Origin of the sequence: Aeromonas sp. 601039 (assembly GCF_049174415.1) — a bacterium.
In the GTDB taxonomy this organism is placed as follows: domain Bacteria; phylum Pseudomonadota; class Gammaproteobacteria; order Enterobacterales; family Aeromonadaceae; genus Aeromonas; species Aeromonas veronii_A.
Genome location: NZ_JAAKTL010000018.1, coordinates 40,484 through 65,944, shown reverse-complemented (window position 1 = coordinate 65,944; position 25,461 = coordinate 40,484). Strand labels below are relative to the sequence as shown.

Here is a 25,461-nt window from a genome sequence, read left to right as displayed (position 1 = left end):
CCTGCCCTCAGCACCCTGTGGTACACTCGCTGCCATCGTCTGTCTGAAGTGTGTATCCGATGAAATCTCCCCGCCCCCGTCTCTCTGTCAGCCGTTCGCCACGCGATAACGCCCCGCGCACGGCGGTCAAACCAGCCGCACCTCGCCATGCATCCCCCCGCAAACCGGAGCTGGCCCCAGCGGATCGCAAATTGTTCCTGCTGAACAAGCCCTACATGGTGCTCTGCCAGTTCACCGACGAGGCGGGCCGCGAGACCCTCAAGGATTACATCAGCGAGCCCGGCATCTATGCCGCAGGGCGGCTTGACCGCGATAGCGAGGGGCTGCTGCTGCTCACCAACGATGGCAAGCTGCAGGCGCACCTCACCCAGCCGGGGGAGAAGACCCCCAAGACCTACTGGGTGCAGGTGGAGGGGATCCCGAGCGAGGAGAAACTGGCCGCCCTGCGCGCCGGCGTGGAGCTCAACGACGGCATGACCCTGCCCGCCGGGGCGCGCATCATGGATGAACCTGCGGTGTGGCCGCGCAATCCGCCGATCCGCGATCGCAAGGAGATCCCCACCAGCTGGCTGGAGATCAAGATCATCGAGGGGCGCAACCGCCAGGTACGGCGAATGACCGCCCACATCGGCCACCCCACCCTGCGCCTTATTCGCTACGCCATCGGCGACTGGACGTTAGATGGTCTGGCACCCGGCGAGAGCCGCAGCCTGCCCGCCCCCGAGCTGGTGCCGAGCTCCAGCAGCCGCCCGCGTCCCTCCTCATCTCGTTCAGGCGCTCATACCGCCAAACCGGCCAAACCGGCAGGGGATGCGCCACGGCGGGCCAGCCAGCCGAGACGGGACGAACGCCCCCGCAACACTCACCCAACCGAGCGCGCAGCCACGAACCCGACCGGCGGCAAACCCCGCAGCAGCGGGCGAGGAACGGCACGCAGACCCGCCCGTACGGGCAATCCCAATAGCAGCGACAAGGAGTCATGATGAGCAATCAGGCAGAGCAATCGGCCACCAGCCACGCCCGCATGGAGGCGCGCCTGACGGTCGCCGCGCTGGTGCAGTGGCAGGGGCGCTTTCTGGTGGTGGAAGAGGAGATCAAGGGCCAGCGCCGCTTCAACCAGCCCGCCGGTCATGTGGAGGCCGGTGAAGATCTGCTCACCGCCGCCTGCCGCGAGCTGAAAGAGGAGACGGGACTGACCGCCACGCCCACCGCCTGGCTTGGCACCTATCTCTACAAACCGGCCGACAGCGAGGCCACCTATGTGCGCACCGCCATCATCTTCGACCTTGAAAAAGCGCCGGGTCAGCACCATCCAGAGGATCCTGACGGCGATGTGCTGGCTTGCCACTGGCTCACTCTGGAAGAAATAGCGGAATGCAAACCGGCCCTGCGCAGCCCCTTGGTATGGCAGTGCATTCAGGATTATCTGGCGGGGACACGGCTGCCACTCTCGGCCCTCAAGGCCTTTATCTGAGGCCATTTGATACTCTTTACGGCCACGCTGGCCAATAACAGAAAAACGATTTCCTGCTATCAGGCTCCTGATGGGAACTGCGGCATGGATATGTGACCGGGGGCGCAAAACTCTGGTAGAATACGCCCCGTTTAAACGAACTGGTAACTTCGACTAATGACAGACAACAGCCAAATCAAGGTGATCGTCGGCATGTCCGGCGGCGTGGATTCTTCCGTCTCGGCCTACCTGCTCCAGCAGCAGGGCTATCAGGTCGAAGGCTTGTTCATGAAGAACTGGGAAGAAGACGACACGGACGAGTACTGCTCTGCCGCCCAGGATTTGGCTGATGCCAAGGCCGTCTGCGACAAGCTGGGGATGAAACTCCACACTATCAACTTCGCGGCCGAGTACTGGGACAATGTGTTCGAACACTTCCTCGAAGAGTACAAGGCTGGCCGCACGCCAAACCCCGATATCCTTTGCAACAAGGAGATCAAGTTCAAGGCGTTCCTCGAATTTGCCGCCGAAGAGCTGGGTGCCACCTACATCGCCACCGGCCACTATGTGCGCCGTGACGACAGCACCGGCCGCCCGCGCCTGCTGCGCGGTCTCGATACCAACAAGGATCAGAGCTACTTCCTCTATACCCTGAGCGAAAAGCAAGTGGGTCAGAGCCTGTTCCCGGTTGGCGATCTGGAGAAGCCCGAGGTGCGCCGCATCGCCGAGCAGCTCGATCTCATCACCGCCAAGAAGAAAGACTCCACCGGCATCTGCTTTATCGGCGAGCGCAAGTTCAAGGACTTCCTGGCCAAGTTCCTGCCCGCCCAGCCCGGCAAAATCGAGACCGTGGATGGCAAGGTGATTGGCGAGCATCAGGGGCTGATGTATCACACCCTGGGCCAGCGCAAGGGGCTCGGCATCGGTGGTCGCAAAGATGCCACCGAAGAGGCCTGGTATGTGGTCGACAAAGAGGTCGAGCGCAACGTGCTGGTGGTGGCGCAGGGCGAACATCCCCGTCTCTACTCCGATGGCCTGATTGCCAGCCAGTTGCACTGGGTGGATCGCACTCCCATTCGCGAGCCGCGTCGCTGCACCGTCAAGACCCGCTACCGTCAGCAGGATATCCCCTGCCTGATCCAGCCCATCGACGATGAGACCATCCGGGTCATCTTCGACGAGAAACAGGCTGCGGTGACCCCGGGCCAATCCGCTGTCTTCTACGACGGGGAAGTGTGTCTGGGCGGTGGCATCATCGAACAACGTTTCAGCCATCCGGTCTAAGGGCTGGGCGCTCACGAGCGTCCGCGCTGTACTCCCTTCTCCCCTCGCGGGAGAAGGGTTGGGGATGAGGGGGTAACCACCCTCACCCTGACCCTCTCCCTGAGGGAGAGGGGACAAAGACAAAACAGCACAAAGCAGCGATACATGATTGGCAACGTCCAGGCCGGATCATGGCATCGGCCGGTGAATGAACAGAACAGGGCTGTGAAGATATGAGCGATAAATTCCAAGACAGAACAATGGCCTTTGCCGGCATCTGCCAGGCCGCGTATCTGGTGCAGAAGGTGGCCCGAGACGGCAGCTGTGACGAGGCCGCCCTGCGCGAGAGCCTCTCCAGCATTCTGGTGACCAACCCGAGCCAGCCGCTCGAGGTGTTCAACAACACCCATCTGGCCATTCGCGACGGCTACCGTGCGCTGGTCGAGCAGCTGGGTGCCGACGGCAGCCAGAAGAATGCCGAGCTGACCCGCTACGTGGTAAGCCTGATTGCGCTGGAGCGCAAGCTGGCCAAGCGCAAGGACATTCTCAATATGCTGGGTGAGCGGATCAGCCAGATTGGCCGCCAGCAACAGCACTTCGATCTGCTCGACGAGCAGATTTTGGCCAACATGGCGAGCATCTACAGCGATCTTATCAGCCCCATCGGGCCGCGCATCCAGGTGGCGGGTACCCCGCTGTTCCTGCAACAGCCGCTGGTGCAGCACAAGGTGCGCGCCCTGCTGCTGGCGGGCATTCGTGCCTGCGTGCTGTGGCGTCAGCTCGGTGGCAGCCGCACCCAGATCATCTTCGCTCGCAAGAAGATGGTGGAACTGGCCAAGCGTTACTAATCATCGGCTCGCGCGCGGGCAAGCGAGGTCAACATCAGGGTGAACAGCCGCACATCCGCCCTGACAACGACTCAGCCCCACGCGCGAGTGGATACGGATCCCCCACACAAATCATCAGGAGTTCACCCCATGGAGCTGTCCGCGCTGACTGCTGTTTCCCCGATTGACGGTCGTTATGGCGACAAGGCCGATGCCCTGCGCCCTATCTTCTCCGAATTCGGCCTGCTGCGTTTTCGCGTCGAAGTCGAGGTGCGCTGGTTGCAAAAACTGGCCAGCCACGCCGGGATCCCGGAAGTCCCTGCCCTGAGCGCGGCCGCCAACACCCTGCTCGACGGCATCGTCAGCAACTTCAACGAGAGTGACGCCGCCCGCATCAAACAGATCGAGCGCACCACCAACCATGATGTGAAAGCGGTGGAGTACTTCCTCAAAGAGAAGGTTGAAGTGAACCCGGAGCTGGCGGCTGTCAGCGAGTTCATCCACTTCGCCTGCACCTCGGAAGACATCAACAACAACTCCCACGGTCTGATGCTGAAAACCGCCCGCGAAGAGGTCATCAAGCCTTATTGCGAAAAGCTGATCAGCGAGCTCAAGCGTCTGGCTCACGAGTACCGTGACATGCCGCTGCTCTCCCGCACCCACGGTCAGCCGGCCACCCCGAGCACCATGGGCAAGGAGATGGCCAACGTCGCCTACCGGCTGGAGCGCCAGTTCAAGCAGATCATGGCAGTGGAGATCCTCGGCAAGATCAACGGTGCGGTAGGCAACTACAACGCACACCTCAGCGCCTACCCGGATGTGGACTGGCACCAGTTCTCCGAGGAGTTTGTTACCTCCCTGGGTCTGACCTGGAACCCCTACACCACCCAGATCGAGCCGCACGACTATATCGCCGAGCTGTTCGACGCCATGGCCCGCTTCAACACCATCCTGATCGACTTCGACCGGGATGTGTGGGGTTACATCTCCCTGGGTCACTTCAAGCAGCGCACCATCGCGGGGGAAATCGGTTCCTCCACCATGCCGCACAAGGTCAACCCCATCGACTTCGAGAACTCCGAAGGCAATCTGGGTCTGGCCAACGCCGTGTTCCAGCATCTGGCGAGCAAGCTGCCCATCTCCCGCTGGCAGCGTGATCTGACCGACTCGACCGTACTGCGCAACCTGGGTGTGGCGGTGGGTTACTCCCTGATTGCCTATCAGGCGACCCTCAAGGGTATCTCCAAGCTGGAAGCCAACGACGCCGCCATGGCCGCCGATCTGGATGCCAACTGGGAAGTGCTGGCCGAGCCGATCCAGACCGTGATGCGCCGCTACGGTATCGAGAAGCCCTACGAGAAGCTCAAGGAGCTGACCCGTGGTCGCCGCGTCGATGCCGAAGGGATGCGTACCTTTATCGACACCCTGGAGTTGCCGGAAGCTGTCAAGGTTGAGCTGAAGAAGCTGACCCCGGCCAACTACATCGGTGACGCCCAGCGTTTGGTCGATCTGCTGAAGTAAGCCAACCGGCAGTGACGAAGGGGCCCTGTGCACGATACGCCACAGGGCCCCTGTTATTTTCCCTGCCACGGCAGGATCCCGAGTGGCTTTTCCCAAGCCTGCCTTGGGCAAAACCTCTTTGCGAGACACGAGAAACAGCATGTACGAACTCAATCTGGATATCGCTCACTTCCTTGAGCACTACTGGCAGAAGCGCCCGCTCCTTATCAAGGGTGGCTTCAAGGACTTTCAGGATCCCATCAGCCCGGACGAGCTGGCGGGTCTGGCCATGGAAGAGGTGGTAGAGTCCCGCCTCGTCACCCGTTTCGACGGCAAGTGGGATGCGGCCCACGGTCCCTTCGAATCCTATGACCATCTGGGCGAAGAGAACTGGACCATTCTGGTACAGGCCTGCAACCACTGGGCCCCCGAGGTGAACGAGCTGGCGGTGCCGTTCCAGTTCATCCCGGGCTGGCGCTTTGACGATGTGATGGTGAGCTTCTCCACCCCCCATGCGGGTGTCGGCCCCCACATCGACAACTACGATGTGTTCATCACCCAGGGTCTGGGCAAGCGCCACTGGCGAGTCGGCGATGCCAAGCCGCTCAACGAGTTCGCCGCCCACGCCGCCCTGCTGCACTGCGAACCGTTCGAGGCGATCATCGACGTCATCATGGAGCCGGGTGACATCCTCTACATTCCGCCAGGATTCCCCCACGAAGGCTACGCCATCGAGCCCTCCATGAACTTCTCGGTGGGTTTCCGCGCGCCGGATGCCAAAGCGCTTATCTCCTCCTTTGCCGATCACCTGATCGACAACGAGGTGCGTACCGAGCGTTACGGCGATGCCGATCTCAAGCCCCGCGCCCGTCACGGCGAGATCCAGCCCCACGAACTGCACCGTCTGCGCGAGCTGATGCAGCAGGCCCTTGATGACGAGACCCTGTTCAAGGAGTGGTTCGGCACCATGATCTCCGAGGCCAAGCACGATCTGGACGTCAATCCGGTGGAGCCAGACTACAGTGCCGAGGAGGTAGCCGACCTGCTGACCCAGGGCGAGCCTGCCATCAAGGTGCCGGGTCTGCGCACCGTCTGGTTTAGCGGCGAGAGCCAGCAGTGCTTCATCGACGGCGAAGCCTGGACGCTGCAGAGCGAAGACGCGGCCGCCATTTCGCTCTTGTGTGACAAAGACATCATCACTCAGGCCGACATGGTGGAGCTGGCCGATCAGGCTGGCTTCCTGCAACTGCTGACCCGTCTGGTCAACCGTGGTTACTGGTTCTTCAACTGATCCGGCGGTAAGCGAAGGATAAAAAGGCGCCTTATGACGCCTTTTTTGTCACTCAGAGGCGATTCAATTAGCAATCGATGCGCGAAGCTGAACCTACTCTTGATGAACCGACAGGTGGTCATTTATTGAGCTAACATGGATGGGTATCATGCGTCCGTCCCTGTTCACAAGAGAAGCGCCACCATGCAAATCACCTCCCGGCCCATGCCGCTGCCCGATTACGGCAAATCCCCCTCCTCTCCCGCTGTCACACCCGAGCAGGTCAATCAGGCCCGTAACGAAGCACTGACCAAGAAGGATGAATTGCAGGCACAGAGCGAAGAGAAAGCAACGGTTCGCAGAACCCTGGCGGTCTCTTATACGGCTAACCAGCAAGATAAAGCCGTGGTGGAGCGCTACCTGGAGGCCAGCGGTCAGGAGACCGACAGCAAGTCGGGCCCGAGCACGGCTGATATGTATCAGGCTGCGAATCGCTACCAGCGCCAGCAGAATCTGAGCGACTACATGCAATTCCAGCAGAGCCCGCTCGCCCAGCAGATGGGTGACATGGTGGGCGAAGATAATCGCAAGGGCACCCAGCTCGATATTATTGCCTGAGCCAATTTGCTCGAATAAGCCCGGCAGGGATCAATACAAGATGAAAAAGCCCTCAATAAGGGCTTTTTCGCTATGGCTTGTCGCTATGGCTTGTCGCTGCAACTTCTCGCTAGAAATGGGACTCTTCTGCCTGCGCGTCCGGCAGCTCGTCGGGAAGTTCATCAAACAGGGGGTGATAGAGCACCTCACCCTGCACACCCGCAAAACCGCGCTCCTGCAGCTCCATCGCCATAAAGCAGTCGGCAGGCACCTCATAGATGCAGTGGAGGCCAAACTCGCTGGCCGGGCGGAAACCGAAACGGCTGTAATAGGCCGGATCCCCGAGTACAACCACCCCTTTCCAGTCCATCTCGAGCGCCGTATCAAGCCCTTCACGGATAAGATCCGAGCCAATCCCCTGACCTTGCCAGTCGGGATGAACCGCGACCGGCGCCAGACCAAGCCAGGGACCTTCCATGCCGTTAATGGTGATCGGGCTTAGCATCAGGTGCCCCATGAACTCGTACTCTTCCTCTTCGACCATGGTCACCACGGCAGCACCACATTCGCGCAAGCGGTTGACCAGTTCGGCCTCATCGGCACGACCGAAGGCGGCACTCAGCAGCTCATAGACCGGCAGCATGTCACCGGGGCGCTCGGTTCTCAACATCAGGTATTACTCCTCGTACAGCAGAGCGGGCATTATTCCACACAACGGCTGGTCATTCTGAGTACCTTTGTCCAAAAATGGGAGGGTGCACTCAGGAAAACGAGCGGCAAACTGCTGCTGCAAGGCGGTTAGCGTAGCCGGGGTGACCCTGTTCATCGCCTCGCGGTAGGCCAGCCAAAGGGCGGGATCCTCCCGCGCCAACCGATCAAAGGTCAGTTCGGGCGTTTGATGCCAACAGCCATCCAGCTCATCGACCAGCTCCGGCAGCTCCACCAGCAGCCGTAACTGCTGATAGCGTATCTGAGACGAGTCACCGTTGCCGCCCAGCGACTGCGCCATCAATTGGTTGAACCAGTGGAGCCGTGATGCGCGCTCCTCGCGGCTGAGCAGGTCGGGCCCTTGACGCTGCAGCGCGGCCAGTTGCAGTAGCCATGCCAGCCCCTGTTCATCCCTGTCTTTCAGCAAGACGCCGCCAAGATGGGACAACTGCTCCGGTTCGGCCTGCTCCAGCAGATCGATGGGGTAACAGTGCATCGCCAGCAACCGCTCAAGATGCGGCGGGCAGTGCAGAGAGCAGGGCTCCTCCGCGCCCCTCTCATCCACAAAGAGCGAAATGGCCAGCTTGCCGTTGGTACTCTGCCGATTGGTCGTTGCGGGATCCCACAGGATCACCACGGCGATCCGCTCATCTGCCAGCCAGCGGGAAATTTCCTCGGGCAAGGGATTGGGCAAGGAGGGAGCGCGATCCAGTCGCCAGTAGCTCACCTCGCACGGCTGACGACCGCTGATATGGCGCCGCCCGCGATAGTGCATCCCCAGTTTTGCCATCACCCGGCCGGAGGCTAAATTGTCTAGCATATGGCGAGCCGTCAGCGCAGGCAGTTGCAGTTGGTCAAAGGCGAACCCCTTGACCAAACCAGCGGCCCGGGTCGCCAGACCGCGATTTTGCCAGGGCACGCCCACCCACCAGGCGAGCTCGCCATTCCATTGCAAGGAGATCACTCCAACCAGCGCCACCCCTTGCTCCTCTGGCAAGGTGATGGCCCAGCTCCAGCCAAGGCCAAGCGCCGCTTTGCGCCAGCTGAGCGCCAGCCAGTCGCGGGCCCCCTCCGGCGGATAGGGGTGAGGAATATTGAGGGTGTAGCGCGCCAGCGCCTCGTCGCTGCAGTAGCGCACTATCTCGCGTTCATCGTCGGCCTGCAGCGGTCGCAATACGACACCTGATAGCGGATGCCCCTCAGCCAGGGTCGGCACCGTCACGCGGCGCGCCAGCAGGCGATTGAGCACGGCGCCCAAATCGGCCTCGGGGGTGAGCGGCAGATCGGCCCCCACAGGGCCAAGGGTGAGCAGTCCCTGCTCCCTGGCGAGGGTCAATAGGGAGGTAGAGGCACTGATCAGGATCTGGCGGCTGGGATCAACATGAAAATCCGCCAGCAGATCCCCATCGAGCCAAGTAGCCAGCAGGGCCCCCGGGCAGAGCACCCCGTCAGGAGGACTGCTCGCCCAGGGAGCATCGGTTTGATCGAGGACGGCGGCCGCCTCTTTGCCCAGTAGCAGCTGCCAGCGATGACCCTGCTGCTGCCAGTGCGGCAACAGCGCAGCCCACTGCGGTTGCCACAGACTGGCCTCGATCAGCAGTTCCATCAGCTGGCCTGACAGGCCGCGGGCAGCGTCAGGTGACGGGGATGGGCTTCAATACGGGCGATCCAGCTACGGATAGCGGGCCACCCCTGCAGAGAGAAGATCCCCTCCTCTGCCACATGGGTGTAGGCATAAAGGGCGATATCGGCGATGGTCGGCGCATCACCACACAGGTAGGGGCTCTGTTTCAGCTGTTGCTCCATCACCGCCAGCGCCTTCTCGCCACCGGCTTTCAGCCCGTCGAGACGCGCCTCCTGCGACTCGGGTCGGCCGAGATAGTGAACGATGAAGCGGGCCACCGCGATGTATGGCTCGTGGCTGTATTGCTCGAAGAACATCCATTTGAGCACCTCGGCCTGCTGGCGCGGATCGGTTGGCCACAAGGTGCTACCTTGCGCCAGATAGAAGAGGATGGCATTGGATTCCGCCAGCGTATCGCCCTGACCCATCTCCAGCACCGGGATCTTGCCGTTGGGGTTCATGGCCAAAAATGCAGGGGTACGGGTATCCCCCGCCTGAATATCGACCTCTACCCACTCAAGGGGCAGCTCCAGCCAGCGGGCCAGCAGCCACACCTTGTAACAGTTGCCGGAACGCAGATCACCATACAGACGCATACACACTCCTTGTGAAAACAGATTTGAACAGCGCACTCAGGGAGCCAGACGCTCGATATGCCAGCCATCCCCATCGCGGGTGTAGTAGAAACGATCGTGCAGGCGATGCTCACCCCCCTGCCAGAATTCGACCGTGTCGATCCGCACCCGAAAACCGCCCCAGAAGCTCGGCAGCGGCACTTCGCCATTGGCAAACTTCTGCTTGAGCTCGAGGAATTTGGCCTCCAGCACACCGCGCGCCGAAATGCGGGTCGACTGCTTGGAGACCCAGGCGGCAATCTGGCTATCCTTGGGACGGCTGTGGAAATACTTCATCACCTCGAAGGTGCTCATCTTCTCCACCCGACCGGTCACATGCACCTGTCTGTCCAGCGTATGCCAGGGAAAGAGCAGGCTGATACGGGGATTGCCTTCCAGCTGCTGCGCCTTGCGGCTGCCCATGTTGGTGTAAAAGACCATCCCCTGGGCATCGTAGTGCTTGAGCAGCACGGTACGCTGCCAGGGCTGACCATCGGCATCGACGGTCGCCACCACCATGGCGGTGGGATCGGTCAGTTTGGCCTCACAAGCCTGTGCCAACCACTTCTCGAAAAGCGCCAGCGGCTCGGCCGGCAGATCGGCCCGGTGCAGCCCGCCACGGGTATACTCCCGACGCAGATCAGCAACATCCATCATCTTGATTTTCCTTCTCTCTTTGCCGCCCATGCGGCCATGCGTGCTGGCATTGTGCGACGAGCACGCCATGGGTACAAGCCTTGTGACCAGCAAATGGCTGCTGCAAAAAAAGAGGGAGGCTCACGCCTCCCTCCTTGATATACCCTTCGCACGATCTTGGTACGCGCAGGCTTATTGCCTGCCAGCGACAGCAGGACAATGCGCCAGCATGCGCCGGTTGTAATCGGCCGCATAGGCCGCCAGCTTGGCCTGGGCCTCTTCCTGTCCGGGCTTGATGACATCCCCCAGACCGTCGAGGTAGCGCACACCGCAGCGCGCCTTGGCCGAGGCCTGCTGCTCCGGCGCGATGCCGGGCGCCACCTCGCCGCGCCCGGCCCGCACGATCAACCGGTAATCCTGCTTTGCCAGGCTGGCGCTGACCGCCTGCTCCAGAGTATCGGCGTCGGCCTGACAGCCGCCAAGCAGGGACACCAGCATCAGCCAGCCAACCCTCATCCGCGCCTCCGTTGCCAACCCAGCAGGGCCAGCGCCAGAGTCCAGAGACCGAGGGCACCACCGCCGCCGCTACCGCCCGAACTGCCGCCGCTTTGGACAACCGGCAGCTTGGAGGGACTGATCGCGAAGAAGATGTTGTCGCTGCAGGCCACCTTCAGGCGGGCAGAGCTGGCCAGATCCGCCGGCAGGGTGACAGTGGCGGCGCCGCTGTTGGGCTGGCTGACCGCCAGATTGCTCCAGCTGGTTCCCTCGTTTTGGGTGATGAACAGGTCTACCTTGCTGCAGCTGATCGGCGCCAGCGTGGTGCCGGCCACATCCCAGCTGACAGCCAGGCTTGCCCCCGGCGTCAATGCCACCCCAATCGGGGCGGTCAATCGGAAGGCACTGCCAGTGTTGATCACCTGGACCTTCATGTCGTCGCTGGCGACACCGCCCTTGCCGTCACGCACCGTCAATCGGAAGTTGAGATCCCGGTTAGTGGTGGGCCATGCCTCGCCCTTGGCGAGCGAGCCCGAGAGCAGGGATGGCAAGCTCGGCAAAATCCGCTCCGGCGAGCCGGTCGGCGACACGAAGCGGAACAACGGACGGGAGCCGTCATCGATCATGTCAAGAGCACTGCTGGACGGGTCGCCCAGATCAATCTGCTCCCAAGTGTAGGTCAGGGGATCCTTGTCCAAATCGGCGCCGGCCCCCTTGAGCACGAATGGCGTGTTGGCGGGAATGATATGGCTGGCTCCGGCCACCGCCTGGGGCGTGTTGTTGACGAGATTCAGGGTGGTGCCACAGGCCGGCACGGTCGCCATGTGCGCCCGCATCTGCTCGATAGATTTGCTGTGAAAATAGGGATCGCTGTGGGGCTGGATGTTCTCGTCCCCGCAGATCCCGGCATAGGCCATGATAGAAGTACCGCTGCCCGGCTCCCAGGCTTGTGCCGCCTCCCGATTGCCACCGCCGCAACTGCCAGTGGTGCCGTTGAAGGTGTGGTCGGCACCGAACTGGTGGCCGATCTCGTGAGCCACGTAGTCGATAAAGAAGGCATCCCCCACCGGCTTATCGGAGCCCGTCATCCCGGCCGACTTGTCCGCGGTGCACAGCACGCCGAGCCCGGCCAGGCCACCTCCCCCGGTATTGACCACATGCCCGATATCGAATGCGCCCAGCTCACCATTGGCGAAGGCTTCTCCCTGTACCAGGACGTTCTTGCTGGTGTCATCAGCCTCATAGATGCTGCTCACGCCGCTCACGTAGTCAGGGTTATCGCCGTTGTAGAAAGGGTCTGTTACCGGATCGGTAAAAATCACAGAATCGTTGCCGCTGGCCAGCACGAACTCGGCCCCCACATCTCGCTGGTACACCTCGTTGACCCGGTTGAGCAGGGTAGTAATGGCCGCCAGGGCCAGCACTTGGGAGCCGCCATGATATTGGGTGTACTCACCTGCGGCCGAGATAGCGATGGTGTAACGTTTGCGAACATTACCATCCACTTGCACCTTGCGAGCCAACGTTTTGGCGTCAGCCCCGATCACCTTGTCGGCGTCTTCTTCCAGTCGGCTGTAGGCATCCTGCTGGTAGTAAATTGCATACCCCTCGGCATTGCGCAGCGGATCGACAAACACCATCTTGCCCTGATGGCTGAACATGGCATGAAAACCTTGCGGCCCCAGATCGAAGCGTCCAGTATCAACCGGATGAGCCGGGTTGTACCCCTTGAAGGTGCGGATCTGAGGATACTTGGCTGCAAGGTCTGCGGGCAGTACATTGTAAGCTTCCAGTGCAAAGGTAACCTCCCCCCCATCAGGCAGTGGCAAGGTCAGCTTGCTGGCCCCCGCTTGCAACCCGGCAAAATAGTCGAGCGGCACCTTGGCGACCCGGAACTGATGAGCCCGTACCTCATAACCCTCGTCAGCTGTTGCTCTGGCGGCAACCGTGCTCCATTCGCTGGCCATCAGGCTGGTTGAGCCCAGCATGCTGGCAACCAGCAAGGCCACCCTAGAGTATTTCGTCACATGCATTGTTTTTAGTCCTTGTATTAATGCAATCGCCTGAATTGCGGCCTGTACTTTATTTTTATTCGGCCACATCAATACAAAGCTGAAGCAACCCTTTCCACCATTCCCGAGTGGGAGTGTTGCGCCAACCCCGTCTAACCCCTATCATTGCGCGGATTTGTCAATTTTAGAACAGCCCCTCTTCACAAAGGTGCAGTTCATCTTTATCTGGCCAAGGTTAATCTCATGCTCAAATCCCCACTGTTGCCCCGTTTCGGGGATCTGGTCGTTGCCATTATTGACGATGTGCTCGGTCAGGGTCTTACCCTCGACCGTGCCTATGCCCGTCACTTCTCAGGCATCGAACTCAAACCGCAAGAACAGGCAAGGATTGCCCTGGTCACCGGCGACCTGTTGCGTCGGCTGAGCCTCTACTGTGCTCTGACAGGTATTCAGGTGCGTCAGGCCGAGAAGAATGTCTGGCCGCTGCTGCACAGCTGGCACGCCTTCCACAAAATCGCCCAGCCCAACAACCCGACGCTGGATCGCTTCAACGAAGAGGCCTTCCGCCGCCGTCTGACCGAGGCGAAGAAGAACCCGGTGCTGATGGATGGTTGCCCGAGCTGGCTGGAGAAACTGGGCAACGAACAGCTGGGTGAAGCCTGGCCTGCCGAGCGTGCTGCCCTGGCCTGGATGCCCAAGCGTTACCTGCGGGTCAACACCCTCAAGTGCACCCGTGATGAGCTGCAGGCCATTCTGGCCAAAGAGCAGGTCACCACTATTCCGGTTGAAGGTGTGGAGACGGCCCTGCAGGTCACTTCCGACGCAGCCCTGTTCCGCACCAAGGCCTTTGCTGATGGTTGCTTCGAACAACAGGACGCTGGCTCTCAGTTGGTTGCGGCAGCTCTGGAAGTTGCCCCGGGTATGCGTGTCATTGACGCCTGCGCCGGTGCCGGTGGCAAGACTCTGCATATCGCCGCCATGATGCAGGGCAAAGGCCGCCTGCTGGCGATGGATGTGGAAGAGTGGAAGCTGGAGAACCTCAAGCAACGCGCCCGCCGCGCCGGTGCCCACAATGTGGAGACCCGGGTCATCACCAGCAGCAAGACCGTCAAGCGCCTCAAAGAGAGCGCCGACCGCGTACTGCTGGACGTGCCCTGCTCCGGTCTTGGCGTACTCAAACGCAATCCGGATGCCAAGTGGCGTGATACCGCCGAGCGTCTGCCTGTACTGGTCGCACTGCAAGAAGAGATCCTGCAGCGCTACAGCCAGATGGTGAAGGTGGGCGGTCTGCTGGTTTATGCAACCTGCTCCATTCTGCCCCAGGAGAACCGTCAGCAGGTGGACAAGTTCCTCGCTGCCAACGAGAACTTCCGTCTGCGTGACGATCACACCGTAAGCCCGGCCGAGACCGGCTTCGACGGCTTCTACATGGCTCGTATCGAACGGATCGCCTGATCCAGCGTGATCTGCTCCTTGCGCCCTTATCGCGCACGGCGGGTTCGATGAAAAAAGAGCGGCAGCCCTCGGGCTGCCGCTCTTTTTATTGATAAGGATCGCCGCGTCAGGACTCCAGCGCAGCAATCGCCTCTATCTCGATCTTCACATCCTTGGGCAAGCGGGCCACCTCCACGCAGGAGCGCGCCGGATACATGGCATCGTGCTCGGTGAAGAAGTCGTTGTAGACCCGGTTGACCGCGGCAAAGTCGTTCAGATCGGAGACAAACACCGTGGTCTTGAAGATATTGCGCACCTGGCCGCCTGTCGCCTCGACAATCGCCTTGACGTTTTGCAGGGAGCGCAGGGTTTGCGCTTCGATCCCCTCCGCAATGTCGCCGCTCACCGGGTCCAGCGGGATCTGACCGGAGGTATAGAGGATGTTGCCAATCCGGGTGGCCTGCACATAGGGGCCGATGGCGCCAGGCGCCGCTTTGGTACTGATAACCTGTCGCATCTGTTACTTCCTCGTGCTGACAAACAAAAAGTAGGCCCGGAGCAAGCCGGCTCACTCCGGGCATGAGAGTTAGATCATGTTGGTGAAGGTTCTGGAGATGACGTCCTGCTGCTGCTCGCGGGTCAAGGCGTTGAAGCGCACCGCATAGCCGGAGACCCGGATGGTCAGGCTGGGGTACTGGTCCGGATTCTCGATGGCATCCAGCAGCATCTCGCGATTCATCACGTTGACGTTGAGGTGCTGACCCCCTTCTACATCCCGCTCATGGTGGAAGTAGCCATCCATCAACCCCACCAGATTGTTCTCGCGATTAGCCGGCTCCTTGCCGAGCGCCCCCGGCACGATGGAGAAGGTGTAGGAGATCCCGTCCTTGGCATATTTGAACGGCAGTTTGGCTACCGAGGCGAGCGAAGCGACCGCCCCCTTGCGATCCCGACCGTGCATCGGGTTGGCCCCCGGCGCAAACGGCGCACCGGCACGGCGGCCATCCGGGGTGTTACCGGTCTTCTGGCCATAGACCACGTTGGAAGTGATGGTCAGGATCGACTGAGTCGGCACCGCATTGCGGTAGGTCGGCAGCGCCTGGATCTTCTTCATGAAGCGCTCGACCAGCTCGCAGGCGATGGAGTCGGCCCGCTCGTCGTTGTTGCCGTACTGGGGATACTCCCCCTCAATCACGAAATCGACTGCCAGCCCGTCCGCATCGCGCACCGGCTTGACCCTGGCGTACTTGATGGCCGCCAGCGAATCGACCGCTACCGACAGACCGGCAATGCCGCAGGCCATGGTGCGATAGACATCGCGATCGTGCAGCGCCATCAGCGAGGCCTCGTAGCTGTACTTGTCGTGCATGTAGTGAATAAGGTTGAGCGCGCTGATGTACTGCACCGCCAGCCAATCCATAAAGCTGTCGAGGCTGGCCATGACAGTGTCGTAATCCAGCTCCTCGTCCATGATAGGCGCCACTTTCGGACCAACCTGGATCTTCAGCTTCTCGTCCACCCCGCCGTTGATGCAATAGAGCAGGGTCTTGGCGAGGTTGGCACGGGCACCGAAGAACTGCATCTGCTTGCCGATCACCATAGGGCTCACGCAGCAGGCAATGGCGTAATCATCGCTCTCGAAGTCGGTGCGCATCAAGTCATCGTTCTCATACTGCAGGGATGAGGTATCGATGGAGACGCGGGCGGCATAGGTCTTGAAGGCCCGCGGCAGCCCTTTCGCCCAGAGGATAGTGAGGTTGGGCTCGGGCGCCGGCCCCATGGTCTTGAGGGTGTGGAGGTAGCGGAAGGAGTTCTTGGTCACCAGAGTACGGCCATCCAGCCCCATACCGCCGATCACCTCGGTCGCCCAGATGGGATCGCCGGAGAAGAGGGAGTCAAACTCGGGAGTACGCAGGAAGCGCACCATGCGGATCTTCATGATGAAATGATCGACCAGCTCCTGGGCATCCTGCTCGCTGATGAGCCCCGCCTTCAGATCCCTCTCGATATAGATGTCGAGGAAGGTGGCGGTACGGCCGAGGGACATGGCGCCACCGTTTTGCGACTTCACCGCCGCCAGATAGGCAAAGTAGAGCCACTGCACCGCCTGCTGGGCAGTGCGCGCCGGCCCGGATATGTCAAAGCCGTAGCTGGCCGCCATCTGCTTGATCTGCACCAGTGCCCGCTTGTGCTCGGCCAGCTCTTCGCGCTGGCGGATCACCTGCTCCAGCTGCTCTCCCCGCTCGAGAGCCGGTTGCAGATCGGCAAACTGCAGTTCCCGCTCACGGATTAGATAATCTATGCCGTAAAGCGCGACCCGACGATAATCTCCGATAATGCGACCGCGGCCGTAACCATCCGGCAAACCGGTCAATACCCCTGACTTTCGGCAGCGCAGCATCTCGGGAGAGTAGACGTCGAACACCCCCTGATTGTGGGTTTTGCGCAATTCGCTGAAGGTATATTCAAATTCGGGATCCATCTCCCTGCCATATGCTTCAAAAGAGCTGCGGATCATATTTACGCCACCAAACGGGTGCAGCGCTCTTTTAAGGGGCTTGTCGGTTTGCAGGCCAACTATTTTTTCCAGCCCCTGCTCGATATAACCCGGCCCGTGGGCGGTGATGGTCGTGGCAATATTGGTATCAAAATCGACCGGTGCGTGGGTGGCATTCTCGATACGGATCCCCTCCATCACCTTGTTCCATAAAGTGGTGGTCGCTTCGGTCGCATCTGCTAAAAACTGTTCGTCACCTTCATAGGGGGTGTAGTTCTGCTGGATAAAATCACGGACGTTGATCTCGTGCTTCCAGTTTTCACCGGCAAACCCTTGCCATGCCTGACGGAATTTATCCTGATCCAATTGCATATCAACTTTCATCAAATAAACCTCATTCACTACTCATGACACTACAGTGGAAGATGTCAGACGCACTCGGCCTGACGAACCTGCTGCCCCAGACGAATGGCATCCAGCGCGATCATTTTCTCTTCATTGGTGGGAATAACCGCCGCCAGCACCATGGACTCTGCCGCCGAAATAATCCGACAACCCTCGCTATTGGGACGCTGGTTAAACGGCTCGCTGATCGCTACGCCAAATACCTGAAGTCGTTCGCATACCAGCTTTCTGATAAAGGCCGAGTTTTCGCCAATACCGCCGGTGAAAATAACGGCATCCAGCCGGCGCAATGAGGTGGCATGGCCGCCGATATGGCGGGCAATACGATGGACAAAAGCGTGAATGGCCAATTTCGCCCCGGGATGTCCTTCGTGGTAGGCAGCTTCCAATACCCGCATATCGGAGGAGAGCCCCGAAATACCCAGCAGGCCGGACTGCTTGTTCAATACCCGCTCGATATCCTCGATGGATTGCCCCGTCTTGCTGGCGATATAGGCCAGCGCGCCAAAATCGATATCACCGCTGCGGCTGCCCATGATCAGCCCCTCCAGCGGCGTCATCCCCATCGAGGTGTCGACGCTCTTGCCATCCTGCACTGCACAAATAGAAGCGCCATTGCCCAGATGGGCGATGACCAGACCGGCATACTGCTCATCCAGCCCCATAAATACGCAGGCCTGCTCGGCAACATAGCGATGGGAGGTGCCATGGAAGCCATAGCGGCGCACGCCGTAATCCTGTAGATATTGATAAGGCAGCGCATAGATATAGGCTTCCGGCTTCAGGGTCTGGTGAAAACCGGTATCAAATACCGCAATCTGGGGCTGGTCGGGGAATAGCTGGCGGGCGGCCATCACGCCGCTCAAATTGGCGTGGTTGTGCAGCGGGGCCAGTGGCGAGACCTGCCTGATTTTGGCCAATACATGTTCATCAATGATCACGGCTTCACTAAATTCACTCCCACCATGAGCAATTCGATGACCCACCAGTGCAATGGCATCACGCAGATCCCGTTTTTTCAATTCCGCCGCGATGGCAGCCAATGCACAGGTGTGGTTATTTTCAGGTAATGACATTGCGGGCGCTTTACCCACTTGCAATTGGGGATGGGCCGTCTCAATACCATCGGCCATCCCGGAGATCACCACCTCGCAGGTTTTACTATCCAGTACCGAGAATTTGACCGACGAAGAGCCGCAATTGATAACCAGAACCAACGAATCAAACTTCATTACATCGCCTCGATATTTATGCTGTCGAGTCACTGCAGTCAGAGCATCTTTGCAACTGTGTTTAGTGGCCAAATAACGGATAGCCTTGCCCTCGGCCCAAATAATTGGGCCAACCAAGAACCGGTTATTGCGCGCTTCTGACTACGCCATGCAGACCCCGCCAAGGGGTCAGGGTCTGAATGGCTGATGACTTGCAGAAAAGGTTTTCAGAACAGCTTGGAAACAATATTCAGGATGGTCAGCACACCGATGATGGTGACAAACAGGTTGCTGGCCTGACCTTTATATTTTGCCAGTGCCGGTGTCTTGTTGACGGCATACATCGGCAGCAGACAGAGCAGGGAAGCGATGATCGGCGCCCCCATTGCCTCAATCAGGTCGAGGATGTTGGGATTGACATAAGCAACCAGCCAGGTAGAGCCCATGATGAACAACATACTGATCATGTTCAGCTTTTTACTGGAAACCTTGCTTTTGTCGCCCTGATAGCCAAAGCGGAGGATGAGGCCATTCAACCCTTCCAACGTTCCCAGATAGTGGCCGAAGAAGGATTTGAAGATGGCAACCAGCGCAATGATGGAGGCCGCATACTCCAGGGTGGTGGCAAATGCAGACTTGCTGCCCGTCATCGAGGAGAAGTGGTTGGCCAGATAGGAGAGCACCGGAATGTTCTGGGCCTTGGCGTCCGCCATATTTTGCGGCGACAAGGTAAAGAGACAGCTGAAGGCAAAGAACATCACCACGGCAACCATCAGCATGCTGGCACCGGAGATGATTTTGGAGCAGCGTTTCTCGGTAAAATCGCGACCGAACTCCTGCTCATACTCTTCCCGTTTGGAAACGATGAAAGAGGAGACAATCGGCGAGAAGTTGAAGGAGAAGACCATGATGGAGATCCCCAGCCAGACGGTGACCAGAATACCGTCGTGACCAAACATGGATATCTCGCTCAGGTTGACCTGATCAAAGACGGCACTGTTCCAGTAAGGAACGAGGGAGAGAGAAATAACGATCAGACTGGCAATAAAGGGAAAGACCAGATAGCTCATTACGCGAACCATCAGATCCTTACCGAAATAGATCACGAAGGCCATCAACAGCAGCAGCCCAAGGGCGACAACACCCCGATTGAGCGGCGCCATTTGCAGTTGATGTTCCCAGAATGCCATGAAGGTATTGGTGATTGTCACACCATATATCCACAGCAGTGGGCAGATGGCAAAGAAATAGAGGAAGGTAATTACCACCCCGCCCATTTTGCCAAAATGCTCTTCAACGGTCTCGGTAATATTTGCCGATGGGTTACTGCCGGAAAGACATAATCTGGCCAACGCTCTGTGGCAATAAAATGCAATAGGGTAAGCCAGCACCAACATGATTAATATTGGTATCAGGCCACCATATCCGGCCCGAATGGGGAAAAATAGAACACCTGCACCGATCGCTGTACCAAACAGACCGAGTCCCCAGGTTGTATCCGATTTACGCCATGCTTTGACACTCTCTTTACTGCTGCTAACGACACTATCCAAGATCATGACTGTATTCCTTACAGGCTAAATTGACGGATATTGTTCTGTTCGATAATTTCGACGATCCGGGTCAGGTCAATATTGCCACCCGAAATAATGCTGACGGTCTTTTTGCCTTCGACATAATGCTTGAGTTTGCCGCTGAGCAGTGCTGCCGAGGCCAGAGCTCCCGCCCCTTCGGTAATCACCTTGTTGCGCTGAATCAGGTCAACCATGCTGTGACGAATATCATCTTCAGTCACCAGAACAATGTCATCGACCAGCTCTTTGACAATTTCATAGGTCAGGGTGCCGGGTCTTGCCACGTCACAGCCATCAGCCAGCGTGCTACTGGTTCTATGATTGGTAATGGAGCCTGCGTAGTATGAAGCCGCCATGCCGTGAACATTCTCCGACTGCACGCCAATCACACGGATAGTCGGGTTGATGGATTTGATGGCCATGGCAACACCGGCAATCAGACCACCGCCGCCAATCGGCACTATGATGTTATCGACATCATACAAATCTTCGATAATTTCCAGGCCAATGGTTCCTTGGCCGGCAATCACTTTTGCATCGTCAAAAGGGGGTATAAATACGCGACCTTCCATTTCCACGATTTCGCTGACTTTGGCAATAGTGTCATTGAAACTATTGCCATGCAGAATAACTTCCGCCGAATAATCGCTGGTTGCAGCAATTTTTGATTTGGGTGCGCAGCAAGGCATGACCACCTTGGCATCAATTCCCAGCATGGCACTGGACAAAGATACCCCCTGCGCATGATTACCGGCAGAGCAGGCGACAACACCTTTTTGACGCTCCTCCAGACTTAATGAACTGAGTTTGTTGAAAGCACCGCGAATTTTAAAAGAGCCAGTACGTTGCATGTTTTCAAGCTTGAGGTAAACCTCGCCATGACAACGTTCACTGATATAGTTAGAGGGTAATTGCGCGGTCTTGTATATATGGTTGGTCAGTCTTTTTTTGGCTTCGGTAATATCATGAAGACCAATGGGCAGATTGCTATACATCTTCATCGCAAATCTCTTTTTATTTATTAATTTGTAGGGTTTTATTTCACTGGGCGAAGCGATACTAGGTTCTATCACTTGCAATTAATGTGAGCATAAACACAAAAAAATCTACAAAGAGACTGCGTAACGGTGAAATTATCAAAAAATGTGATGACAGCGACACTTGAATCCAAAATTATTAAAAAAAGTAATCGTAGATTGGAAAATCAATATGGTTAACAACTCCAAAACAAAGCGGCAAAGATTAGATTTTTCAGGGCAATCGCGTTGCTTTTTGCAACCGGTGATCAGTTTCTTGCCTGCCAGAACCGGGATAATAAAAAAAGGAGCCGATGTGGCTCCCTATCGACAACACAGGACCGATTACTCGGCTGCTGCACCATCTTTCTTGTACTTGGCAGCAGTCTCTTTGATCAGACTCTGCAACTCGCCAGCCTGGAACATCTCGATCATGATGTCACAGCCGCCGATCAGCTCACCTTCAACCCACAACTGCGGGAATGTCGGCCAGTTGGCAAACTTCGGCAATTCAGCACGGATATCCGGATTTTGCAGGATATCAACATATGCAAACGGCTCGCCGCAGGACATCAGTGCCTGGGAGGCCTGGGCAGAGAAGCCACAGCTGGGTAGCTTGGGGGATCCCTTCATATAGAGGATGATGGGGTTGTCAGCCAGCTGCTGCTTAATCTTTTCAATAGTTTCCATAGGTGCCTCACTAGAGCGATTTCGGCGGCCATTCTACTGCAATCTTGCCAGAGCACAAACTGACAAAGGGGTGACTCGGCTCGAATTGTGCAAAGAACCTACTCAGGCTTGATCGCGATCATGGCGCCAATCAAGAGTTGTTAGGCCATCTTTGATACTGCTACAATCCCTTGGCTTTGGGCTACTCAGCCCCATCATTTTAAAAACAACTCTTTTCAGATATAGAAAAGAGTACGCAATGTCTTGCAACCGTCGCCTTCGCACGGTCCAGCCAATGGAGAGTAGAAAATGGCATTCGAACTTCCCGCTCTGCCCTATGCAATCAACGCTCTGGAACCGCACATCTCCCAGGAAACTCTGGAATATCACCACGGCAAGCACCACAACACCTATGTGGTCAACCTGAACAATCTGGTGCCGGGTACCGAGTTTGAAGGCAAGTCTCTGGAAGAGATCATCAAGACCTCCAGCGGCGGCATCTTCAACAACGCAGCCCAGATCTGGAACCACACCTTCTACTGGCACTGCCTCTCCCCGAATGGCGGTGGTGAGCCGACTGGCGCCCTGGCTGATGCCATCAACAAGGCATTCGGCTCCTTCGCCGAGTTCAAGGATGCCTTCACCAAATCAGCCATCGGTAACTTCGGCTCCAGCTGGACCTGGCTGGTGAAGAAAGCTGACGGCTCTCTGGCTATCGTTAACACCTCCAACGCAGGTTGCCCGCTGACTGAAGCCGGTACCACCCCGCTGCTGACCGTTGACCTGTGGGAACACGCCTACTACATCGACTTCCGCAACCTGCGTCCGAAGTACATGGAAACCTTCTGGGCTCTGGTTAACTGGGAATTTGTGGCCAAGAATCTGGCTGCCTAATAAGCCTCGCTTGCCAAAACGCCCCGCACTGCGGGGCGTTTTTTTATCTCTATATAGCAGCTGAAATGAAAGAGGCGCCCGCAGGCGCCTTTTTACATATCGGGATGGCCCACTTACTGGTCCAACTCGTCCATATATTCATCCAGATTGGCATCGTCGGCCTGCTCTTGCTGAGACGCTTTCAGCTCAGCCTGCTTGCCCGTCACCTTGCCTTGGCTGTACTGCAGATAGAAGTCCTTGGTTAGCGCATAGGGGTCGAGGGAGTTGTCGATGATCCGCTCCTGATCGATCAGCTTGGCGCGATTACCCAAACCATCCAGTACCCAATGGGTAACCCTTAACGGGATAGTCAGCAAGGCATAGGGGAAATAGATGGTATCAATGGTGTCACCGACCAGCTCCCGGGTGGTGGTCGGACCGTAAACAGGCACCATGATGTAAGCACCATTACCAATATCAGCCTTGCCAAGTACGGTATCCATCTCCAGCTTGTTGCGCTCGAGACCGGCATGTTTGGCCACATCGAAGATACCCAGCAGACCGACCGTGGTGTTGATGGTAAAACGCCCCAGGTTGGTACCCGCTCCTTTCAAGTCGCCGGTGATCAGGTGGTTCACCATGCTGCTCGGTTCATCAAAGTTGGCAACAAAGTTGGCAATGCCATCCTTCACCCCCACCGGAATATAGCGAGCGTAAGCATGTACCACAGGACGTGCTACATAGGGCTCCAGCACATCATAATTGACCGCCCACATGGCCCGGTTTGCTCCCTGGAAGGGATCACGCGGGTCGGCCGCCGTACTGGTGGCGCCCGGACGATTCATACCGGGATTGAGATCCAGACTCTCTGGGCCAGGCTTGGGCGGGCCACCGGCACAACCAGCCAGCAAGAGGGCTGCCAGTATGGCCCCTGAACGAAGATACATATGATTGTCCTGACGTTTTATTTTGATTTATCAGAAGTATAGATAACCCGGCCCCTATCAAGGAGCCGGGTTATTCAAAGGACATATTAGAGGGCGTGATCGATACGGATGTCAATCGGAGCAGTAGGGATCTCGGCCGTCTTGACCGGAACGGATACCCCTTCGAAGGCTCCTTCCTTGTTCATCACATTGCCACCGCGGGAAAGACGTGCCTTGAACTGCAGTTCTGGATACGCTTCCAGCTTGCTGCCCTCCATCATGGCGTCACCATCCCCCAGTGAAAGGGTGACAGGCAGGGTTGGCCCAGCGATACGTTTCACCGCGATGGGCATGGGTGGTCCGTTGGGCACTACAGCAAAGACGAAGAGATGAGCATCTTCCGGCATCTGGATGCCCGCAGCCAGCGTGATGTGGATGGGGAACTCTCCCTCATTAACGTCAGACTGCTTTACCTGCTCTGTTCCCGTTTTGGCTGCGCCTGAATTCGTCACCTCTATGCCACGCTGCTTGAGCTGCGTGCGGGCATACTCCATGGAGCGCTCAACCATCACATAACGGGGAGAGCCTTTTTCCATCAAGGGCAACATCGCCTGCCAGCGATCGAGGGCGGTCTGGAAGTCCTCTTTCTGCAGCGCCATAAAGGCATAGACGGAGCGCGCCTCGATATTATCAGGCTCCTGCGCGATGGCTGCACGCAGCAGTGCATCGGCCTGCACCTCCTCCCCCGTCATCATCAGCGCTTGGGCATAGGGCACCGCCACCAGCGATTTCTGGGGAGCAAGCTTGTAGGCACGCGACAGCGCATCGTTGGCCATCTCGGGATCATTGCCATCCAGTGCCAAGCGCCCCAACAGCAACCAGCCTCGATAGTCGTTCGGTTCATCCTTGAGGCGGGTACGCAGTGCCAGCGTGAAGTCGAGCAGATCCTGCTCGGTTACCTTGGCATCGCGCTCAACCAGTATTCGGTTGCTGAGCTCGCCAAGACGGCTGCTGGCGTCTTGCCAGCGGCTCACCTCCTGCCATGAACCCAGCTTGTAGTAGATTCCCAGGCTCACCACCACCAGCACCAGAACACCCGGGATCCAGCTCAGACTCTTGCCACTGCGGGCGGTCTGCTCCACATCGGGAATATCATCCAGCAGGCTGCGCTGCAACTCGATGAGCGAATCGGGCTCCTCGGCAAGCACACCCTGTTCTCGCTCCTCGCCGATCTCCAGCAAGCGCTGACGATAGAGCTGTTTGTTGAGCGCCGAACGACTGATGCTCTGGTTCCCCTCACTGCGCCACAACGGTAACACCAGAGCCAGACTCACCAGCACCAGCAGGGCCGCAATCACAATCCAAAAGGCGGTCATTGTTTCTCTTCCTCTTTGAGCAGCTCGGCCAGGCGACGCTGCTCTTCATCGCTCAGGGTGCTTTCCACAGGCTCTGACGTTGCCGCAGAGCGTCGGCTACGTATCACCACCACGCCGATGCCGATAACGATCACTAACAGCGGGCCAAGCCAGAGGATCAGGGTCGATGCCATCAGGGGCGGGTTATAGAGGATAAAGTTGCCATAGCGGGCAACCATATAGTCCACGATCTCCTCTTTATCCTTACCCTCGCGCACCATCTGGTAGGTCTTGTCACGCAAGTCCTTGGCCAGCCCCGCATTGGAATCGGCGATATCCTGGTTCTGGCACTTGGGGCAGCGCAGCTCTTTGGTCAGTTCGCGAAAGACCTGCTCCTGATTGTCGTTGTCGAAGGTGTAGACATCGATAGCAGCCATGACCGGCGTTTGTACCACCCATCCCAGCAACAGCAGCAGGGAAGCAATAAATACTCTCATCAGCA

24 protein-coding genes are annotated in these 25,461 nt (G+C 58.2%); 9 read left to right on the top strand and 15 right to left on the bottom strand.

Features of this window, described 5'->3' with window-relative positions; all coding sequences use genetic code 11:
• Positions 1–59 precede the first annotated feature (59 nt).
• From rluE to G5195_RS15080, 7 genes are all read left to right on the top strand, one after another.
• Positions 60–983 carry a 23S rRNA pseudouridine(2457) synthase RluE gene (gene rluE, locus G5195_RS15110; RefSeq protein ID WP_421222811.1) on the top strand — a complete coding sequence of 308 codons (924 nt, stop codon included), beginning with the start codon at positions 60–62 and terminating at the stop codon, positions 981–983.
• Positions 983–1,474: an NUDIX hydrolase gene (locus G5195_RS15105; protein ID WP_416032416.1), complete on the top strand. Its 492-nt coding sequence runs from the start codon at positions 983–985 to the stop codon at positions 1,472–1,474. Before rluE ends, G5195_RS15105 begins: the two co-directional genes overlap by 1 nt.
• 156 nt (positions 1,475–1,630) lie before the next feature.
• Positions 1,631–2,737 carry a tRNA 2-thiouridine(34) synthase MnmA gene (gene mnmA, locus G5195_RS15100; RefSeq protein ID WP_005353619.1) on the top strand — a complete coding sequence of 369 codons (1,107 nt, stop codon included), beginning with the start codon at positions 1,631–1,633 and terminating at the stop codon, positions 2,735–2,737.
• 212 nt (positions 2,738–2,949) lie between these two features.
• Positions 2,950–3,564, top strand: a complete 615-nt coding sequence (gene hflD, locus G5195_RS15095; protein WP_005334622.1) for a high frequency lysogenization protein HflD — start codon at positions 2,950–2,952, stop codon at positions 3,562–3,564.
• 129 nt (positions 3,565–3,693) lie between these two features.
• Positions 3,694–5,064 carry an adenylosuccinate lyase gene (purB, locus tag G5195_RS15090; protein WP_421172555.1) on the top strand — a complete coding sequence of 457 codons (1,371 nt, stop codon included), beginning with the start codon at positions 3,694–3,696 and terminating at the stop codon, positions 5,062–5,064.
• 139 nt (positions 5,065–5,203) lie between these two features.
• On the top strand, positions 5,204–6,334 hold the full coding sequence (locus G5195_RS15085; protein ID WP_005353621.1) for a cupin domain-containing protein: 1,131 nt from the start codon (positions 5,204–5,206) through the stop codon (positions 6,332–6,334).
• A 183-nt stretch (positions 6,335–6,517) separates the two neighbouring features.
• A complete protein-coding gene (locus tag G5195_RS15080) occupies positions 6,518–6,931 on the top strand; it encodes a hypothetical protein (protein ID WP_421222808.1) in 414 nt (137 codons plus the stop codon).
• 109 nt (positions 6,932–7,040) lie between these two features.
• Here G5195_RS15080 and G5195_RS15075 read toward each other — a convergent pair whose 3' ends face one another.
• The 6 genes from G5195_RS15075 to G5195_RS15050 all read right to left on the bottom strand — a co-directional run bounded on the left by G5195_RS15075 (position 7,041) and on the right by G5195_RS15050 (position 13,020).
• The gene (locus G5195_RS15075; protein WP_236303289.1) at positions 7,041–7,580 is read right to left on the bottom strand and encodes a GNAT family N-acetyltransferase; all 540 of its coding nucleotides are present in this window, start codon (positions 7,578–7,580) and stop codon (positions 7,041–7,043) included.
• Positions 7,581–7,586: 6 nt separating this feature from the next.
• Positions 7,587–9,224, bottom strand: a complete 1,638-nt coding sequence (locus tag G5195_RS15070; protein WP_421222806.1) for a GNAT family N-acetyltransferase — start codon at positions 9,222–9,224, stop codon at positions 7,587–7,589.
• Complete coding sequence (locus tag G5195_RS15065; protein WP_216979245.1) at positions 9,224–9,838, bottom strand: glutathione S-transferase family protein; 615 nt, start codon at positions 9,836–9,838, stop codon at positions 9,224–9,226. Before G5195_RS15065 ends, G5195_RS15070 begins: the two co-directional genes overlap by 1 nt.
• Before the next feature lie 36 nt (positions 9,839–9,874).
• Complete coding sequence (gene pdxH / locus G5195_RS15060; protein WP_216979246.1) at positions 9,875–10,513, bottom strand: pyridoxamine 5'-phosphate oxidase; 639 nt, start codon at positions 10,511–10,513, stop codon at positions 9,875–9,877.
• Positions 10,514–10,684: 171 nt separating this feature from the next.
• Positions 10,685–11,008: a hypothetical protein gene (locus G5195_RS15055; RefSeq protein ID WP_005344032.1), complete on the bottom strand. Its 324-nt coding sequence runs from the start codon at positions 11,006–11,008 to the stop codon at positions 10,685–10,687.
• Positions 11,005–13,020 carry a reprolysin-like metallopeptidase gene (locus G5195_RS15050; RefSeq protein WP_421211549.1) on the bottom strand — a complete coding sequence of 672 codons (2,016 nt, stop codon included), beginning with the start codon at positions 13,018–13,020 and terminating at the stop codon, positions 11,005–11,007. Before G5195_RS15050 ends, G5195_RS15055 begins: the two co-directional genes overlap by 4 nt.
• Before the next feature lie 222 nt (positions 13,021–13,242).
• Between G5195_RS15050 and G5195_RS15045 the strand changes: the two genes are divergently transcribed.
• Entirely contained in the window at positions 13,243–14,454 is a 1,212-nt protein-coding gene (locus G5195_RS15045; RefSeq protein ID WP_216979248.1) for an RsmB/NOP family class I SAM-dependent RNA methyltransferase, read from the top strand.
• 106 nt (positions 14,455–14,560) lie between these two features.
• Here G5195_RS15045 and G5195_RS15040 read toward each other — a convergent pair whose 3' ends face one another.
• From G5195_RS15040 to G5195_RS15015, 6 genes are all read right to left on the bottom strand, one after another.
• Positions 14,561–14,950: a RidA family protein gene (locus G5195_RS15040; protein ID WP_216979249.1), complete on the bottom strand. Its 390-nt coding sequence runs from the start codon at positions 14,948–14,950 to the stop codon at positions 14,561–14,563.
• 69 nt (positions 14,951–15,019) lie between these two features.
• Entirely contained in the window at positions 15,020–17,314 is a 2,295-nt protein-coding gene (pflB, locus tag G5195_RS15035; RefSeq protein WP_421222802.1) for a formate C-acetyltransferase, read from the bottom strand.
• Positions 17,315–17,358: 44 nt separating this feature from the next.
• The gene (gene tdcD / locus G5195_RS15030; RefSeq protein ID WP_421222800.1) at positions 17,359–18,567 is read right to left on the bottom strand and encodes a propionate kinase; all 1,209 of its coding nucleotides are present in this window, start codon (positions 18,565–18,567) and stop codon (positions 17,359–17,361) included.
• 206 nt (positions 18,568–18,773) lie between these two features.
• Positions 18,774–20,105 carry a threonine/serine transporter TdcC gene (gene tdcC, locus G5195_RS15025; RefSeq protein ID WP_236344694.1) on the bottom strand — a complete coding sequence of 444 codons (1,332 nt, stop codon included), beginning with the start codon at positions 20,103–20,105 and terminating at the stop codon, positions 18,774–18,776.
• An 11-nt stretch (positions 20,106–20,116) separates the two neighbouring features.
• Positions 20,117–21,121 (bottom strand): bifunctional threonine ammonia-lyase/L-serine ammonia-lyase TdcB, encoded by a 1,005-nt coding sequence (gene tdcB, locus G5195_RS15020; RefSeq protein WP_421222798.1) that lies wholly within the window; start codon positions 21,119–21,121, stop codon positions 20,117–20,119.
• A gap of 360 nt (positions 21,122–21,481) precedes the next feature.
• Positions 21,482–21,826, bottom strand: coding sequence for a Grx4 family monothiol glutaredoxin (locus G5195_RS15015; RefSeq protein WP_421222796.1), 345 nt, complete (start codon positions 21,824–21,826; stop codon positions 21,482–21,484).
• 288 nt (positions 21,827–22,114) lie between these two features.
• Here G5195_RS15015 and sodB point away from each other — a divergent pair, with 288 nt between their 5' ends.
• The gene (gene sodB, locus G5195_RS15010) at positions 22,115–22,699 is read left to right on the top strand and encodes a superoxide dismutase [Fe] (RefSeq protein WP_005344015.1); all 585 of its coding nucleotides are present in this window, start codon (positions 22,115–22,117) and stop codon (positions 22,697–22,699) included.
• 113 nt (positions 22,700–22,812) lie between these two features.
• Here the strand turns inward: sodB and G5195_RS15005 are convergent, their stop codons facing one another.
• The 3 genes from G5195_RS15005 to G5195_RS14995 all read right to left on the bottom strand — a co-directional run bounded on the left by G5195_RS15005 (position 22,813) and on the right by G5195_RS14995 (position 25,456).
• Complete coding sequence (locus G5195_RS15005; protein ID WP_005344013.1) at positions 22,813–23,625, bottom strand: MlaA family lipoprotein; 813 nt, start codon at positions 23,623–23,625, stop codon at positions 22,813–22,815.
• A gap of 86 nt (positions 23,626–23,711) precedes the next feature.
• On the bottom strand, positions 23,712–24,980 hold the full coding sequence (gene ccmI, locus G5195_RS15000; RefSeq protein WP_005344011.1) for a c-type cytochrome biogenesis protein CcmI: 1,269 nt from the start codon (positions 24,978–24,980) through the stop codon (positions 23,712–23,714).
• Positions 24,977–25,456 (bottom strand): cytochrome c-type biogenesis protein, encoded by a 480-nt coding sequence (locus tag G5195_RS14995; protein WP_227341076.1) that lies wholly within the window; start codon positions 25,454–25,456, stop codon positions 24,977–24,979. The genes ccmI and G5195_RS14995 overlap by 4 nt, the downstream gene beginning before the upstream one ends.
• Positions 25,457–25,461: the final 5 nt, after the last annotated feature.